We start from the raw sequence: 17,261 nt of genomic DNA on the forward strand, positions 1-17,261 counted from the left end.
GGGGAGGGGCACAGAATGGAAACAACGATTAAAAAAACAACACAATCTGCATTGCCGCTGCCACAAAGCACAAGGAAATTGAGTGTAAAAAATACCCTCATTTATGCAGTCTTGATTATTTTTTCGGTGATTAATGTTTATCCTATTATTTGGATGATTATTAACTCTTTTAAGTCAGAAAAAGAATTTGCGGTGAATCAATTTGGTTTACCTAGGACTTTGGTAATTGATAACTATATTGAAGCGTGGGGCACTGCTAATTTAGGCGTCCTCTTCAAAAATAGTATTTTTATATGTTTACTTGCAACTATTCTTACTGTGTTAATCGGCGCGTTAGCATCTTATTTTCTAGCAAGAATTGAATTTAAGTTTAAGAACGCCTTGTACACATTCTTTATTTTCGGGATGTTAATTCCGATTCACGCAACGCTTGTTCCAATGTTTATTTTATTGAAAAATTTAGGGTTATTAAATAATCCGATTACCTTATTATTTCCGTACATTGCCTTCCATTTACCGATTACGATCTTTATCTTAACCAGTTTTATGAAGGCATTTCCGAAGGATATTGAAGAATCAGCGATTATCGATGGCTGCGGAATTTTCCGGATTTTCTGGTCGATTATTTTGCCGATGTCCCGTCCCGCACTTGCCACCGTTATCATTTTGAACTTTATTTATAACTGGAACGAGTTCTCGTTTGCACTCGTACTGCTAAATGATCCAGCCCTTCAAACATTGCCTTTAGGTCTAGCAAGTTTTGCTGGACAGTTTACCGTGAATTATGGAGCACAGATGGCAGGATTAACGATGTCCATGATACCAATTATCATTTTCTATTTATTCTTAGAAAAAGAAATTGTAAATGGTATGACAGCCGGAGCTGTAAAAGGATAAACTAACGGTAATAAATAAAAAGGCTGATGTGCAATGATCCGAAATTGGGGATTGAAAAATAAGTTTGTCACCGTATTCTTACTCTTGATTACCTTACCAACCTTTATTATTGGCTGCATTATCTACTATCAAACGACAACCGTTTTTAAGCAGCAGGCTGAAAAAAATGCGGTTGACAAACTAGAAAAAAATGAAGATAACTTAACTTCCCTCATTCGTGGGATTGAGAATATGTCTTCTTACATGATCTATGAAAAAAACTTCCGAACGTTTTTTACCGCTACGGAGGAAGACCTTACTCAAGCAGAGTATAAAGAGGCAGTTGCAGGGATTAATGGTTATTTTACCTTTCAGCTTATGAGTCATAGTTATATCGATTCGATTCTATTGGTCGCAAATGATGGACATGTTTTAGAAATTGGCAGCCATTTAATCGGAAATGAAGTCAGTATGAATCAAGGAGCCAGGGAGCTTGAAGGCCGTCCATATTGGAGCAATACCTATCAAGTGATTGAAAATGGATCTGCAAAAAAAAATGTTGTTAGTTTAACAAGGGTTATTAATGATATTAACCATATCAACACACCTATCGGAATGGTGAGAATACGATTAGACGAATCTAAGCTATATAAGACAATTGAAAGTAATTCCATTAACCAAACTGGTGATTATTTTGTATTGAACAAAAAAGGAGAAGTCGTCCTGCATCAGAATCCTTCATTAGCGGGGAAACCCTTTCCTGATTCAAAAATAACCGGCTGGATTTTAAACGGTAAAAATAAAACGTTGAAAACCAAGGCTGATCAAAGTGACTATTTACTAGTGAAAAAAGCAATTACAGGAACGGATTGGGTTTCGATTGCGATGGTAAATGAGGGAGAAGTGGTTAAAAGTTTATATAATGTCCGCGGCTTGTTTGTTTTTATGATTCTCCTTTTATTAGCACTTGGAGCATTAGCTTTTGTCGGATTTTATCAATCCTTTATCCGAAGGATTGTGGAATTGACGAAGCAAACAAAGCAGCTGGGAGAAGGCGACTTCAGTGCAAAGGTCCAAATCTCTTCACAAGATGAGATTGGGAAATTAGGACTCCGATTTAACCAAATGGTCACAACCATACAAAATTATATTAATCGAGAATATAAGTTAAAGATTAAGCAGCGTGAATCGGAATTGAAGGCTCTTCAAAGCCAGATTGATCCACACTTTTTATACAATACACTGGACATGATTCGTTGGACGGCCCGATTAGAAAAAGCGATGGAAACAGGTCAGTTAATTGAGCGGTTATCTAAAATATTCCGGATGAATTTAAACATGGGGAAAATGTGGGTAAAGGTAGAGGAAGAAATTCATTATATTCAAAACTACCTGGAGTTACAAAAGAGCCGAATTGGAAATCGTTTAAATTACAGTATTTTTTATGACGATCAAATAAAAGATATCTATATCATTAAGCAAATTTTACAGCCATTAGTAGAAAATAGTATCCTTCATGGTTTTAAAAATTTGCCTAGACAGGGCGTTATCCAGATTCGCATGTTTAAGGTTGATGAGGAAATTTGGATAGATGTAATCGACAATGGCTGGGGATTTAAGAGTGAGAAACAGGATGAAGATGATAAACGGAAAGGCGGCTATGCCATTCCTAATCTCATCGACCGCTTAGAGATGGCCTTTGGCGAAGAGGCAAAATTCGAGTTGTTGGATTCTCTTGCGGGAACATGGATTCGCTTGAAGCTTCCTATATCAGAGAATGATAATCGCAATCTAATTCCAAATGAGACAGGTGAGTAGTATGCCCTTTAAAATGCTAATTGTTGATGATGAACCCATTATTTGTCGTGGTTTGCAACAGACAATTCCGTGGGATGAATATATGGTGGAAGTTGTTGACCTTGCGTATGAAGGGGCGGAGGCTATTCAAAAGATTCAGGAACATGGTGATATCGATTTAGTCCTAACCGATGTCAGAATGCCGAATGTTGATGGCTTGAGACTGGCGGCATTCCTTGCAGAGAACTATCCAGATATTCGAATGATTATCATAAGTGGGTACGACGATTTTAAATACGCACAGCAGGCGATTCAATTAGGTGTAAAGGATTACTTATTGAAGCCGGTAGAGGTAGATGAGCTTTTACAGGTCATCACAAAAATCACCAGTACTTTACAAGAAGAAAGAAAAGCTGCACAGCAAATCTATCAGATGAATTTACAAAATGCTATTTTTCATCAAGTTCTAGATTTACCAGATACTGCTCCAAACCATTCGGGTTTATTTGCTGATGTGCGTATTTATCCCTTTGTTACCATGTTAAAAGAGTATAAAAATAAAACAAAAGGTCTTTCTGAAGAAGAACTGCAAAACGTGGCTGTGGACTGGGAAAACCAAGTAGAAAAATGGTTAAACAGTCAGGGGTTTTCATGTGTATCGGTGTTTCCAAGTAAAAATGTCTTACTCACTTGTGTAACCAATCATTTGTCTGATTTTACTCCTCGGAATTTGGATTTCCAAGAGTTAAATGGTGTTGTTAATGATACTGACATCACAATAGGTCAGCTGAATGAGGTTTACTTAAGATTATATGAAGATACCCGGTATATTCCTTTTAGTGAAGACGGGGTTGTTGTCAGCCCTGTAAGTGAATCATTGGCGAATAAGTCAAAGGCTAACGACTGGTTAATGGATAGGGCAGAACAATATATCAAAACCTTTTATGCGTCACCAATCAAGGCACATGAAGTAGCGGACGTCATTAATATTTCCCCTAATTATTTCAGTTCTTTATTTAAACAAAAAACGGGCAAAAGTTTTAATGAATATATTAATACCTTGCGTGTGGATGCAGCCAAACAGCTGCTTGAAGAAACCCCTTTTAATGTAAATGAAATAGCTGAAAAGGTCGGATATCGAGAATATAAGTACTTTGTGGATGTGTTTAAAAAATTTACAGGCTATACGCCAACAAAGTATAGAAACGTAAGGGCAAACAATATCAATTAATCATAAGAGTGACTTATGAAATTGGAGGTAAGTAGTATGCAAAAGAAAATTAATGTACCGAATGACTTTTTCCTAGGAGCAGCAGTGTCTGCATGGCAAACGGAAGGATGGTCAGGAAAAAAAGAGACACAGGATTCCTTTCTAGACATGTGGTATAAAGAAAATAAACATGTTTGGCATAATGGATATGGTCCTGCTGTAGCAACGGATTTTAAGAATCGATATAAAGAAGATATTGGTTATATGAAACAAATAGGTTTACAAAACTTTAGAACATCTATTAACTGGTCTCGTTTTTTACTAGATTATGAAAATGCCGTAGTAGATGAAGAATATGCTAGTTATATAGATGATATGATTAATGAGTTAATCAAGAATAACGTGGAGCCGATGATTTGTCTTGAACACTACGAGCTTCCTGCTGAATTATTTAAGAAATACGGCGGCTGGGGATCAAAACATGTTGTGGATCTATTCGTTAAATATGCAGAAAAGGTGTTTGAGCGTTATGGTGATCGCGTTAAGCACTGGTTTACTTTCAATGAGCCAATTGTTATTCAAACACGTGTCTATTTAGACGCGGTTCGTTATCCATTTGAACAAAATACGCAGAAATGGATGCAATGGAATTTTAACAAAAGCTTAGCAACGGCTAAAGTCATTCGTTTATTTAAACAATTGGCCTTAAAAGAAAAACATGGCGCAAAGATTGGTAACATCATTAATCCAGAGGTAGCCTATGCGCGTTCTTCTGCTGAACATGACCAAAAAGCTGCACGCATTTTTGATTTATTTTACAACAGAATTTTCTTGGATCCTTCGATTAAAGGGGAATTCCCTGAAGAATTGTTTGAATTAATGAACAAGCATGATATTGCTTTCGTGGCAACAGAAGATGAGTTGCAAATCATTAAAGAGAACACCGTTGATTATGTGGGATTAAATATCTATTTCCCATACCGTGTAAAAGCACGTTCAACCGCGTGGAATGAAGAGACGCCTTTCCATCCTGCCTACTATTATGAAAGCTTTGATTTGCCAGGCAGAAAAATGAATCCTCACCGCGGCTGGGAAATCTATCCTCAGGTGATGTATGATATCGCTATGCGAATGAAAGAGGAATATGGAAACATCGAATGGTTTATTGCTGAAAATGGCATGGGTGTGGAAAATGAATACCGCTTTAAAAATGAAGAAGGCGTGATTCAGGACGATTACCGCATTGAATTTATTAGTGAACATCTAAAGTGGTTATTAAAGGGTGTTGAAGAAGGCTCCAACTGTACAGGCTATATGCTTTGGGCTTTCAGCGACAACGTATCACCTATGAATGCTTTTAAGAATCGTTACGGCTTGGTTGAAATTAACCTCGAAGAAAATCGAAACCGTACGCTTAAAAAATCTGCTTATTGGCTAAAAGACGTCATCGAAACCAAACAATTTGAAGGACAGGATGACAATATCTATAAATAAAAAGCTACCTAGGGGCGTTTCTTAAAATGAGTAAATATTTAGCTTTTGATATCGGCGGAACATTTATTAAATACGGATTAGTGACCGAGAAGGCTGAAATCCTAGAGAACCATAAAGTGAAAACACCTAAAACATTAGATGAATTGCTTTCGGTTATTGAAGAACTGTCTGGGAAGTATTCGGATGTTAAAGGGATTGCGATTAGTGCACCTGGTGCTGTTTCGGATGAAGGCGTGATTTATGGTTCTAGTGCCATTCCTTATTTACACGGACCAAATATTAAAAATTTGGTGAGTGAGATAACTTCACTGCCGGTTTACTTAGAAAATGACGCCAATTGTGCGGGCTATGCTGAGCTGTGGAACGGCGCAGCAAAGGGGAAAAAGGATGTACTTGTTATGGTGATTGGAACCGGAATTGGCGGATCGGTGTTTAAGAACGGCCAATTGCATAAAGGGGCTCATCTCCATGGTGGCGAATTTGGTTATATGCTGCTAACTGGTGATATTCAAGATAGCAATGATGTTTGGAGCAGAGTGGCTTCAACAGCTGCGCTGGTGAGAAATGTCGCAAAAAGAAAGCAAATCGGTGTAGAGTCTATTTCAGGTGAAGAAATTTTTCAGCTTGCTGAATCAGGAGATGAGGATTGTATCGAAGCTATCCATCATTTCTATCATTTATTGGCCGTAGGAATTTATAATTTACAGTACATTTATGATCCCGAAGTAATCGTCATTGGCGGTGGAATCAGTGCTAGAGACGAACTGATTGATGGAATCAATGAGAAGCTGGATAGCATTTTAGCAAGAGTAGACTTAGCGAAGATTAAACCGGAAATCGTGGCATGTATGCATCGCCAAAATGCTAACTTACTAGGTGCAGTATACGGTGCCATGCACATTCATTAGGAATTCGATTTTTAGATAAAACCGCTTGGATACAAATTATCCAAGCGGTTTTTGCTTATCCATTCTAAAAATGATGAGTTATGGAAAGGTATTTTCTGATATAGTATAATATTAAGAATATACTATTAAGCATAGCAGGGAGAGGGAATTTTGGAAGGTTTTTTTGGACTTGCTTTAAATATCATTCTGACTATTTATTTAGTTATTGATTCTAAAAAGCATGGTAAGAACCCCATTCTATGGGGAATTCTAGGTTTTGTTTTTGGTGCCATTGCTTTAGGAATTTACTTAATTAAAACAGATCGAAAGGTAGTCGGCTGGATTGTTACCATTCTAAGTATTTTAGGTTATTTGGCTTTCCTCCTATTAGTTGGCTTGGCTATCTTATTTACGGTTGCAGGATTTTCATAAGAATAAGGAAGGGATTCTCTTCCTCAGATTGTCGAGAAAGGTTTCTTTCTCGGCAATTTTTATTTTTCTGCCTGCCGAGGGCCTGTTGATTTCCGCTCCAGGTGCTTCGCTTTCCGCGGGCTCCCCAGCCCCGTACTCCCGCAGGAGTCTTCGCACCTTCCGCTCCAATCAACAGGGGGAGAAATTACTTGGAGATTGCCACACTTATATTATTTGGAGCGATTTACCTCCATCAATAACCTTAAAAATATGATAGAATTTTTACATAATTTCATAGACTAGTTCAATAAAAATACACTGACATCAAAATGACTATTATTAATTTATCTGGTAAACTAATTTTGTTACCTTCACTTTAATAGAAAAAGGGGGGCTTATAATGTACAAAATAATCATTGTTGATGATGAGAAGAACATCCGTGACCGATTGGCCCATTTTTTTCCTTGGTCTGAAGCAGGATTCGAAGTAGTTGGAATAGCGGAAAATGGCGTGGAAGCATTGGAACTCATTAAACAGGAGCGTCCACATGCCGTATTGACAGACGTTCTTATGCCTGAGATGACAGGATTAGAGCTTGCGAAAGAAATTCAAAAATCATACGCAGAAATAAAAGTGGTCATTCTAAGTGCTTATGACGATTTTAAATATGCCCAAGAGGCGATTCGTTTTGGTGTGAAGGGGTATTTGTTAAAACCATTGATGAAAAATGACTTTTTCAATGTTTTTACGAAACTAGCTGAAGAATTAAGAGAAGATGAAGAAGCAAAAGCAGTGGATCGAGTTGAGGAATTAATGCTCTTGGATTTAATTAAAGGGGAAAATCTATCGCAGTATGCGGACCAGTGGAATCAGCATACCCAAAGTTTTAGAGTCGCTATTTTTTCCTTTGATCGAATGTTTAAAGAGGTATCGACTTTTTCAATCAGGCAGAAGATTACAGAGCTTGCTGCGAATTTTTGGAATCGCTATCAAGTTTCCATTTTGTTTTACGGGAATAGTCTGATTGTGTTAAGTACCGATTCCAAGATTGTTTCGAAACAGAATCTCTTACCGAAAATTAATTTGTTCATTGATTCACTAAGAGATAACCTTGGTGACTTATTTAAGGAACAAGAAAATTTTGTGGTAGGTGTTGGCGATTCAGTATGCACGTATCAAGAAATTTGCCGTTCCTATAATGAGGCGGTTTACGCGTATAGCTATAAATACTTTAAAGAATATGAAATCGTAATCTTCTATGAAGATTTGAATGTCGAAGGTGATAGAGGGAATCATACAGAACAACAAAATTTCATGTTAGACCATGTGAACAAAATTGAAAATCGCCTCATGGAGTCAATGAAATCAGATGGAAAAATGTCTATTGGTGACTTAGTCAATCATTTCTTTGACCCATACAAACAGATTGGTGGACTGCCGATTGCCGAAATACGCAGTTCTTGTTCTGAACTTATTATTATCCTTATGTTCCGATTTAAAGAGAAGGGACTATCTCTTGCGTCTATTGATCAGCAGCATGTACTAGGCAGAATTTACGAGATTGATTCTTTAAAGGAATTAAAGCGATGGCTGACGCAAATGTTGGAAACGATTTCTTTTGATTTGATGCATCAGGATAAAAAGGATGTAAACAGTTACGTCCTTATGGCTAAGGAATATGTAAAGGAAAATTATCAGGAACGGATTACGCTTGAGGATATTTCACATCGATTATTCTTGCATCAAGCTTATTTCAGTGCGATTTTTAAAAAGGAAACAGGACAAAATTTTATCGATTATGTCAATCAAGTTCGTGTCGAAAAAGCGGTGCTGCTTCTTAAAAATACAGATTATAAAATCAAAGTAATCTCCGATATGGTCGGTTTCCAAAGCCATTCGTATTTTAACAAAGTATTTAAAAATGAAACAGGTGTTACCCCTGTTGTGTTTAGAAGACAGTAAACGAGGTCAGCCTTCAGGAGGTAAACCATGAAAAAAGCTAAAAAGCTTCATTTCCATACCTTTTTATTAAAATTTTCGTTGATCACTGTATTTGTATTTCTTTTGCTGTTAAGCAGTTTATATTTTATAAAAATAAAAAACTTTATTGAAGAAAAGAAAGAATCGTCAATCCAGTTAAGAATGGAACAGATTTCCCATGAGCTGCAGACAGAGTTTAATAATATCTATGATACGACAAATAACTTAAAGACCAATGAGATTGTTATCCGCTACATCGATGAGTTGAGCGGTTCAAAGATAAGCCCATCAGAAAAGTATTACCAGTATGCGGGTTTTGAGGATTATTTGAATACAATCAAACAGAACAATAAACTTATTGAAAATATCCTCATCATTACACCGACAACTCAATACAGTTCAGACCAAAAATATGTAGATTTCAAATTTAATGGTATGAAGGTTAAAACGGAAGTCGAAAATAATTTTTATTTTATTAACATGGGCGAGGCAAACAGAAAAATTGAACTCCCTTCATTTACTGGGGAAAACGGGTTGAAAGCATCGGAATGGAATGACTTAAATAATCATCTGTTTTTTGGAACAAATATCAATTCTCCAGACGGGGTTCATAAAGGAGTCATTTTAATCTTTATTAATCCAAAAAATCTTGATGAATCTCTCTTTTATGCCGATCAAATTCGTTTATTTGATCAAAATGGCAGGCTTTTTTTTAAAGGCGACCAAGTAGAAGGGGAGAATCCGGAAAAGCTAGATAGTCAAAGTAAAAAGGAGTTATTGATATCCAGAGGAGATAAGGGAGTCTATTATTCAAGCATCCCCTATTATAATTTTCAGCTTATTTATGAGGATTCATTAGGCTTTTATAAAAAACAAATTGGGCTAATGTGGAAAATGATTTTAGTAACGTTCGTTTGTTCCGCTTTAGTTGCGATTATTTTTTCCAGAATGATAGGCCGAAAGGTTATTCAGCCGCTTCATCAATTAATCGCATCGATTAAGGAGTACGAAGAAAGCAGGAATTACAGCAGTCTTGTACAGCAAAATAAAACGTTTGGCATAAAACTAAGCTTACAGGAGCGCTTCTTTTTTTATTTTGTGATAACCGTTTTGCTTCCACTATTTATTTTTATCGGAATTCTCTATGGACAAACTTCTAAACTTGTTTCGGGAGATATGCAGGAAAGCTATCATTCCGTCCATGAAAAGATGGCTCGGTTGATGAATAACGAAATTAACCAACGAGAGCTGACGATGGCACGAATTGCGCATAATAACAATGTCCAGCTTCACATTATGGATCATGATGCTGAAAAGATAGGCCAAGAATTAGTAGACAGGAAGCAATTCCTTGAATTAAGACGGCAAAATATCAAAATTTATGATGAGTCAGGAAAAATTTTGTATACAAACATGCACAGTCAGGAGAAGGAACTAGCTATTGAGTTCATGAGAAATTTAGAAGTCTCAGGTCGGAAGATAAGTTATACACTAGAAAGGGACCGCTTTGATAATGTTACCATTGTGATTGGGATGCCGGTTTTTTCCCCGGTGGAATATTCAAAAATTATTGGCTATATAACCGTTGATATTGAAAACAATCAATTGGAAAAGTATTATTCTGATTGGCAAAAAACGGGTCTTGAAATGCTGATCGCAGATAAACGAAACATGATTCTTTCCCATCCGAATCCGCTAAATATTGGCAAAGTTTTTGATAGTAAAGAGAAAATGCTGAAAGCTGATGGGTCTAAGGTTCATGCTTACAGCACAAAAATTACTGGTCTGGACTGGGTATTTATTTCAAAATACAATTATTCTGATATACAAAAGCAGGTCAATCAATTGTTTATCAGTGACCTCTATCTATTTTTTTTCATCATCCTTTTGCTGCTTGTCTTTGCCTATTGGATTTCAAAACGGATGCACAGGCCGATTGGACAGTTGAACGAGTTGGTTCAAACCTTTGATTTAAAGGGCTCCCATCATGATGTAATGGAACGATTATCTGGAATTGAAGAGGTTGACGCCCTTACAAAAAACTTCAATCATATGATGGAGAGAATAGAAGGATTGATTCATGAGACAATCGTAACGAATCAAGAACGAATTCAATTAAAATATGAAAAACGCGAGCTGCAGCTAAATGCGCTGCAGTCGCAAATTAATCCACACTTTTTATATAATACGCTCGATAATTTAATCTATCTCGTCGAAGCCAATGAGACCGATAGAGCGACCGAGATGATAGAGTCTTTAAGCCAGTTTTTTCGATTTGTTACCAATCGGGAACAATTTATGATTACACTACGAGATGAGCTTAAATTTGCGAAAACCTATATTAAGATTATGTCCTACCGGTTTGATAATTTTAAATGCATTTGGGATGTTGATGAAAATGTATTAAATTATAAAACGGTTAAGCTGATTATGCAGCCGGTCATAGAAAATGCCATTCACCACGGAGCAAGGAAAACCAAGGACATGGTAACCATCCATATTTCATGTGAGCTTAAAGGAAGCGAAATTCATATCGTTGTAGAGGATAATGCAGTAGGGATAGGAGAAGAAGAACTGTTAATCATAAAAAGTCACCTAGCTTCATCTTCACTGGATAAAGCCGGTATTTATAATGTAAATGGGAGAATACGGCTTCATTTCGGTGAAAAATATGGACTTAGTATAGAGAGTGTACGAGGTGAGGGCACAAAAGTTACGATTGTGCTTCCCGCTGCTATTTAAGACTAATGTAGAGGTTTTCTGTAAGGGGATCTTTTCCTTTGGAACAGCCTCTTTTTTTTGTTTTTTAAGAAATGAAAAAAGCTTTAAATAGTTTTAATTTACATTTAAAAATTTTAAGGAACTTAAAATAGTGCTATTTAACCTTAAGAAAGTATAACTTCACCAAAAGAAATTATACTATTCTAAAAATAGAAATCGGTTTCATTTTACAAAATAAAGAGGAGGATAGATTCAACTAATCGGTTTAATCATCACTGTCAATGCAAATATGGAAAGAAAAAGTGACACTACTTGGTTAAGGGGGAGCAATAATGAAAAGAAAATTGAAAGCACTTTCTTTGGCAGCTGTTTCAGGTGCACTCATTTTTACATCTGCATGTTCAAATAAGGAAGCAAGTAAAGAAGCAGAAAAAGTTGAAGTAGGAAGCTTGCCTAAAGCTGGTGATTTTTCTAAAGAGGTTGAACTTAATCTTTCAGGGTCTTTTACAAGAGGCAAAGCGGAAGATGGGAACTATGTTCAAAAGAGATTAGAAGAGCAATTTAATGTCAAAATTATTAATACAAAAACAGATACTTGGAATACTGACCAAGTAAACTTAATGGTTGCATCCGGGGATCTTCCTGATACATTTGGTTTTACAGCAGGCGGCAAGTCAGCACAAGAGTTATTTGATTCTGGATTAACTAGAACGATTCCGAAAGAGATGCTTGAAAAATATGCACCTCGATATATGAAAATGTTATCTGAAAATCCACCGGGTCCAATCATGAACTTAAAGCAAGGAACTGATAATGAGTACTTACAACTAGTTGGTCAATACGACCATGTTGATGGGGTGGCTTGGGGGCCAACATTCAGATTGGATTGGCTGGAAAAATTGGGTATTAAGCCTCCTGGAGAAATAAAGCAAGTTGGTCCTAGCGGAGGTCGTGAAAAAATTTATTTCACAGATGCTGCATATACACTTGAAGAAGTGGAAGAAATTTTGAAAGCCTTTACTTTTGATGATCCGGATGGAAATGGTAAAGACGATACGTATGGTTTATCGCCTTATAACAATCAAATTCACTGGTCAGCTTCGTTAATGGGGGCATTTGGATTGGCTCCTGGTTATAATTTTATCGAAGATGGAAAATTGGTTCAAACTGAGGTTTCACAAAAATATAAAGAATTCCTAAAATTAATGGCAAAATGGTACAAAATGGGATTAATAGATCCAGAATTTACAACTCTTGACAATAATAAGAGTTGGGAAAAATATAAGCAAGGAAAGATCGGCTACTATATAGCCCAGCCTTCTTATATTGCCATGGATGATTGGGCAAAAGGCCGTGCTCCGCAGAACATCGTTGAAAGTCCAGATTCTACTGCAAAATTACTTGCGACTGCACCAGAGATTGGCAAGGGCGGCCAACAAGGTGTAGGAGCCTATCTTCCTGTTGTAAATTTAGCTGATGCATTCTATGTTTCAAAGCATGTAACGGATGAAGAATTAGCGAGAATCCTTCAAATCTTTGATTATATTAATTTTGACAATGAAGCAAGATGGACATTGTATGGAGAAGTAGGCGTGCATTCTGATTGGGAAGGTACACCAGAAAAATCCGCACTTAAAGTACGTCCAGAATTTGCAAAGGAAGAAGGGAATTCAGGATTTTGGGCCTATAACTTCCGTACCTATGATAAAGAGCGGGTACAGTGGTTCCAATCTGAATATACCAATAAAATAAAAAGTGAATTCTATGCTCGTGAAGATGTGAAAGAAAAGATGCTGATCCGTCCATATAAATGGGATATCTTAAATGAAACAAAGTTAAAGGAACTTTCAAAACGATATAGTGGTCAGCTGACAACCATTGTCGACGAATTTAGAATGAAAGCGATTGTCGGCGAAGTTGACATCGATAAAGAATGGGATAAATACGTTGAAAATTGGATGAAAAACGGCGGGAAAGAAACCCTGGATGAGTTAGAAAAGGCTCCTAAGGTTTCCGACTTATTAAGTAATAAATAAGGTAACCCAAATAAAAGGCGCATGAATTTTTCATGCGTTTTTTCTTTTTTACTATTCTTAAAATAGTGTTATTTTTACCTAAAGATAATAAAACTATTACATTAAAAATTGTATTATTCTAAATACAGGAAACGTTTTCAATGTAAGTAATGAGAGGAGGACATCATATGCAAACAGTAGTACAAAAGGCGGAAACAAAAACAAAACCTAAGCGAAAAGCAAATACGAAGTGGATTGAAATGAAAAAGATGAAAACGCTTTATATTATGCTAGCAATCCCAATGGTAATGCTATTTATCTTCCATTACATTCCAATGTATGGGATATTAATTGCTTTTAAGAATTTTTCACCTGGCTTGGGTATATGGGATAGTCCATGGAACAATTTTGACCACTTTAAAAGGCTGTTTGATGATTTCTTATTTTTAAGGGCATTACAAAATACAGTTGTCATCAGTTTATTAAAATTAATTATTGTTTTTCCAGCACCAATCATCTTTGCAATCTTGTTAAATGAAGTTAAAAATGAAAAGTTCAAAAAGGTGAGTCAATCGATCTCCTACTTACCACATTTCATGTCCTGGGTTATTTTATCGGCAATGGTCATTGAAGTGTTTTCACCGCAAAGAGGAATTATCAATTTCTTTATTACTCTTGTTGGCGGGGATCCAATCAACTTTATGTCGGACAAAGCATCCTTCATTCCAATTTTGATCTTAACAGATATGTGGAAAGAAGTTGGTTGGGGAGCAATCATTTACTTAGCATCAATTGCCTCCATTGATCCACAGTTGTATGAGGCAGCTGAAATGGATGGAGCAGGAAGATTCCATAAAATGATTCATGTTACTCTTCCATCGATTATGCCAATGGTTATCATCTTGTTTATTCTTAGACTTGGAAGTGTGTTGAACGCAGGTTTTGACCAAATACTTAACTTGTACAACCCATTAGTCTATGAAGTGGCAGATATTATTGATACGTATGTATATCGAAGTGGTTTGGAGCAATTCCAATTTGACTATGCAACAGCAGTGGGATTATTTAAAAACGTTGTCGGAATTATCCTGATTCTTTCTGCAAACGCTATTATTCGCAGAAAAAGTGAACACGGAATTTGGTAGGAAGGAGGACTTACTATGGGGGCTACACGAAAAAAGATATCACTATTCGATATTCTCAATGTGACGGGATTCGTTTTGTTTTCAATACTCGTGCTATATCCTTTTTGGCAGACAATTGTTCTATCATTCTCAGACGCAAACGCATCTTCAAGTCTAGGAGTTCATTTATGGCCTGATCGATGGATTACAGATGCGTATGAATTTGTGTTTTCATATGGGAACATTATGAAAGCGTATATAAATACGATAGTTCGTACCGTTGCTGGTACCATCTTGATTGTTACATTTACGATTCTGGCTGCATATCCGCTTTCAAAAAAAGAATTGCCTTACCGTAATTTCTTTACAATCTTTTTCTTGATTGCAATGTTTTTTTCAGGGGGAATCATTCCCGATTATTTATTAGTAAAGAATTTAGGTTTATTAGACAGTAGCCTGTCGCTGATTTTACCATCAGCGGTGAATGTATTCTTTATTATTATCATGCGAAACTATTTTATGACCATTGATAAAGGGATTGAGGAATCAGCGATTATTGATGGAGCAAATTACTTCCAAATTCTAACGAAAATTATTATTCCCATTTCAAAGCCGGTTATTGCCACAGTAGCACTTTGGGCAGCGGTGTATCATTGGAATGAGTGGTTCCACGCGCTAGTTTATATCCAGGATGACGCGAAAACTGTGTTACAAATCGTAGTTCGGGACATGCTGACGGCGATGGATCTATCAAATAATTCAAGTACCGCAGTGGGCGGCGGTGGTATGAGCGGTTCAGAGCTGTTGTTGAGTAATGTTCGGGCAGCAACTGTAATCATCTCTATCGGTCCAATCGTACTGGTTTATCCGTTCGTACAGAAATACTTTATTAAAGGAATTATGATTGGTTCATTAAAAGGATAAAGGAGAAGTACTCATGAAAAAATTGGCGAAGAAACTTTCATTTGCAGCAATTTCCGGCGCATTGCTTCTAACAGCGGCATGCGCTAATCAAGAAGCAAGTAAAGAAGAGAAAAAAGTAGATGTAGCAAGCTTACCGGAAGCAGGGGATTTCTCAAAGCAGCTTGATCTGAATCTATCAGGATCGATCACAAGAGGTAAAGCCGAAGATGGAAACTATGTTCAAAAGAGATTAGAAGAGCAATTTAATATCAAAATTTCAAACACAAAAGTAGATACTTGGAATGCTGACCAAGTTAACCTAATGGTTGCCTCTGGAGATCTTCCTGATACGTTTGCGTTCACTACAGGCGGGAAGACAGCTCAAGAGTTATATGATTCTGGTTTAACGAGAACGATTTCGAAAGAGATGCTTGAAAAGTATGCACCTCGTTATATGAAGATGTTATCTGAAAACGCTTCAGGTACAAAGAGGAACTTATTGAAGGGTACAGAAAATGAATATGTAGCATTAATTGGTCAATATGCCCATGTTGATGGGTTGGTTTGGGCCCCAACATTCCGTCTTGACTGGCTGGAGAAATTAGGAATTGAGCCGCCAGGTGAAATCAAGCAAGTTGGACCAAGCGGCGGACGTGAAAAAATCTATTATACAGATGGTGCTTACACGCTTGAAGAATTGGAAGAAGTTTTAAAAGCGTTTACGTTCGACGATCCTGACGGTAATGGAAAAGATGACACGTACGGAATTTCACCATGGAATAACAATATCAACTGGGCTCATACGCTAATGGGGTCATTTGGAATTGCTCTTCAACCAAATTACAACTTACTAGAAGATGGAAAATTGGTTACAACCGAGATTTCAAAAAACTATAAAGAGTTCCTAAAGCTGATGGCAAAGTGGTATAAAATGGGCCTAATTGACCCTGAATTTACTACACTTGACGATAAGAAGAGCTGGGAAAAATATAAGCAAGGAAAAATCGGCTACTATGTAGCGCAGCCTTCTTACATGGCTATGGATGACTGGGCTAAAGGCCGGGCACCACAGAACATTGTCGAAAATCCAAACTCTACTGCAAAAGTACTTGGAACATTACCTGAAATTGGCAAGAATGGACAACAAGGTGAAGGTGCCTATATTCCTGTAGGAAATTTAGCTGACGCCTTCTATGTTTCAAAGGATGTAACGGATGAAGAATTAGCAAGAATTTTGCAAGTCTTTGATTATATTAACTTTGATAATGAGGCTAGATGGACATTGTATGGAGAAGTTGGAGTGCACTCTGATTGGGAAGGCGAACCAGAAAAGTCAGCTCTGAAGGTACGTCCTGAATTTGCAGCTGAAGAAGGTAATTCAGGCTTCTGGGCATATAACTTCCGTACGTATGATAAGGAAAGAGTATCATGGTTCCAATCAGAATATACAAGTAAGTTAAAAAATGAATTGTATGCTCGAGAAGATGTGAAAGAAAAAATGTTGATTCGTCCATATAAGTACGATTTATTAAACGAAACAAACATTAAGGAAGTTGAAAAGCGTTACAAAGGACAACTTGATACAGTTGTTTCAGAGTTTAGAATGAAAGCAATTGTCGGCGAAGTCGATATCGACAAAGAGTGGGATAACTACGTTGAAAATTGGAAGAATAATGGCGGAAATGAAGTGCTTGCTGAGCTAGAAAAAGCACCAAAAGTATCCGATTTAATGAAACAATAACTAAAATCGTAAGCGCCCTTTGCGCTGAAGCTGGTTAACTAAAAACTAAATGTGGGTGCTTTAGTACCCACATTTATCTTTAAACACTATCGTTAGGAGCG

Annotated in this window: 12 protein-coding genes; all 12 read left to right on the forward strand. The window is 36.8% G+C overall.

Annotated features, from left to right (window positions below):
• Positions 1 to 15: 15 nt before the first annotated feature.
• The 12 genes from BANA01_RS13375 (at position 16) to BANA01_RS13430 (ending at position 17,160) form a co-directional block, all read left to right on the forward strand.
• Positions 16 to 897 (forward strand): carbohydrate ABC transporter permease, encoded by an 882-nt coding sequence (locus BANA01_RS13375; RefSeq protein ID WP_034677181.1) that lies wholly within the window; start codon positions 16 to 18, stop codon positions 895 to 897.
• Positions 898 to 948: 51 nt separating this feature from the next.
• Entirely contained in the window at positions 949 to 2,694 is a 1,746-nt protein-coding gene (locus BANA01_RS13380) for a sensor histidine kinase (protein WP_235847137.1), read from the forward strand.
• Positions 2,678 to 3,904 (forward strand): response regulator transcription factor, encoded by a 1,227-nt coding sequence (locus BANA01_RS13385; protein ID WP_082799517.1) that lies wholly within the window; start codon positions 2,678 to 2,680, stop codon positions 3,902 to 3,904. The genes BANA01_RS13380 and BANA01_RS13385 overlap by 17 nt, the downstream gene beginning before the upstream one ends.
• A 36-nt stretch (positions 3,905 to 3,940) precedes the next feature.
• Positions 3,941 to 5,377: a glycoside hydrolase family 1 protein gene (locus tag BANA01_RS13390; protein WP_034677184.1), complete on the forward strand. Its 1,437-nt coding sequence runs from the start codon at positions 3,941 to 3,943 to the stop codon at positions 5,375 to 5,377.
• A gap of 26 nt (positions 5,378 to 5,403) precedes the next feature.
• Entirely contained in the window at positions 5,404 to 6,285 is an 882-nt protein-coding gene (locus tag BANA01_RS13395) for an ROK family protein (protein WP_034677186.1), read from the forward strand.
• Between the two features lie 150 nt (positions 6,286 to 6,435).
• The gene (locus BANA01_RS13400) at positions 6,436 to 6,696 is read left to right on the forward strand and encodes a hypothetical protein (protein ID WP_157411788.1); all 261 of its coding nucleotides are present in this window, start codon (positions 6,436 to 6,438) and stop codon (positions 6,694 to 6,696) included.
• 379 nt (positions 6,697 to 7,075) lie between these two features.
• On the forward strand, positions 7,076 to 8,638 hold the full coding sequence (locus BANA01_RS13405) for a response regulator (protein ID WP_063253487.1): 1,563 nt from the start codon (positions 7,076 to 7,078) through the stop codon (positions 8,636 to 8,638).
• Positions 8,639 to 8,665: 27 nt separating this feature from the next.
• On the forward strand, positions 8,666 to 11,398 hold the full coding sequence (locus tag BANA01_RS13410; protein ID WP_063253488.1) for a sensor histidine kinase: 2,733 nt from the start codon (positions 8,666 to 8,668) through the stop codon (positions 11,396 to 11,398).
• A 311-nt stretch (positions 11,399 to 11,709) separates the two neighbouring features.
• Complete coding sequence (locus BANA01_RS13415) at positions 11,710 to 13,413, forward strand: type 2 periplasmic-binding domain-containing protein (RefSeq protein WP_063253489.1); 1,704 nt, start codon at positions 11,710 to 11,712, stop codon at positions 13,411 to 13,413.
• Positions 13,414 to 13,580: 167 nt separating this feature from the next.
• Entirely contained in the window at positions 13,581 to 14,537 is a 957-nt protein-coding gene (locus BANA01_RS13420; protein ID WP_063253490.1) for an ABC transporter permease, read from the forward strand.
• A gap of 15 nt (positions 14,538 to 14,552) precedes the next feature.
• Positions 14,553 to 15,440, forward strand: a complete 888-nt coding sequence (locus tag BANA01_RS13425; protein ID WP_063253491.1) for a carbohydrate ABC transporter permease — start codon at positions 14,553 to 14,555, stop codon at positions 15,438 to 15,440.
• A 13-nt stretch (positions 15,441 to 15,453) separates the two neighbouring features.
• A complete protein-coding gene (locus BANA01_RS13430; RefSeq protein WP_063253492.1) occupies positions 15,454 to 17,160 on the forward strand; it encodes a type 2 periplasmic-binding domain-containing protein in 1,707 nt (568 codons plus the stop codon).
• Positions 17,161 to 17,261: the final 101 nt, after the last annotated feature.

It is taken from the genome of Neobacillus niacini NBRC 15566 (assembly GCF_001591505.1).
Taxonomy (GTDB): domain Bacteria; phylum Bacillota; class Bacilli; order Bacillales; family Cytobacillaceae; genus Neobacillus; species Neobacillus niacini.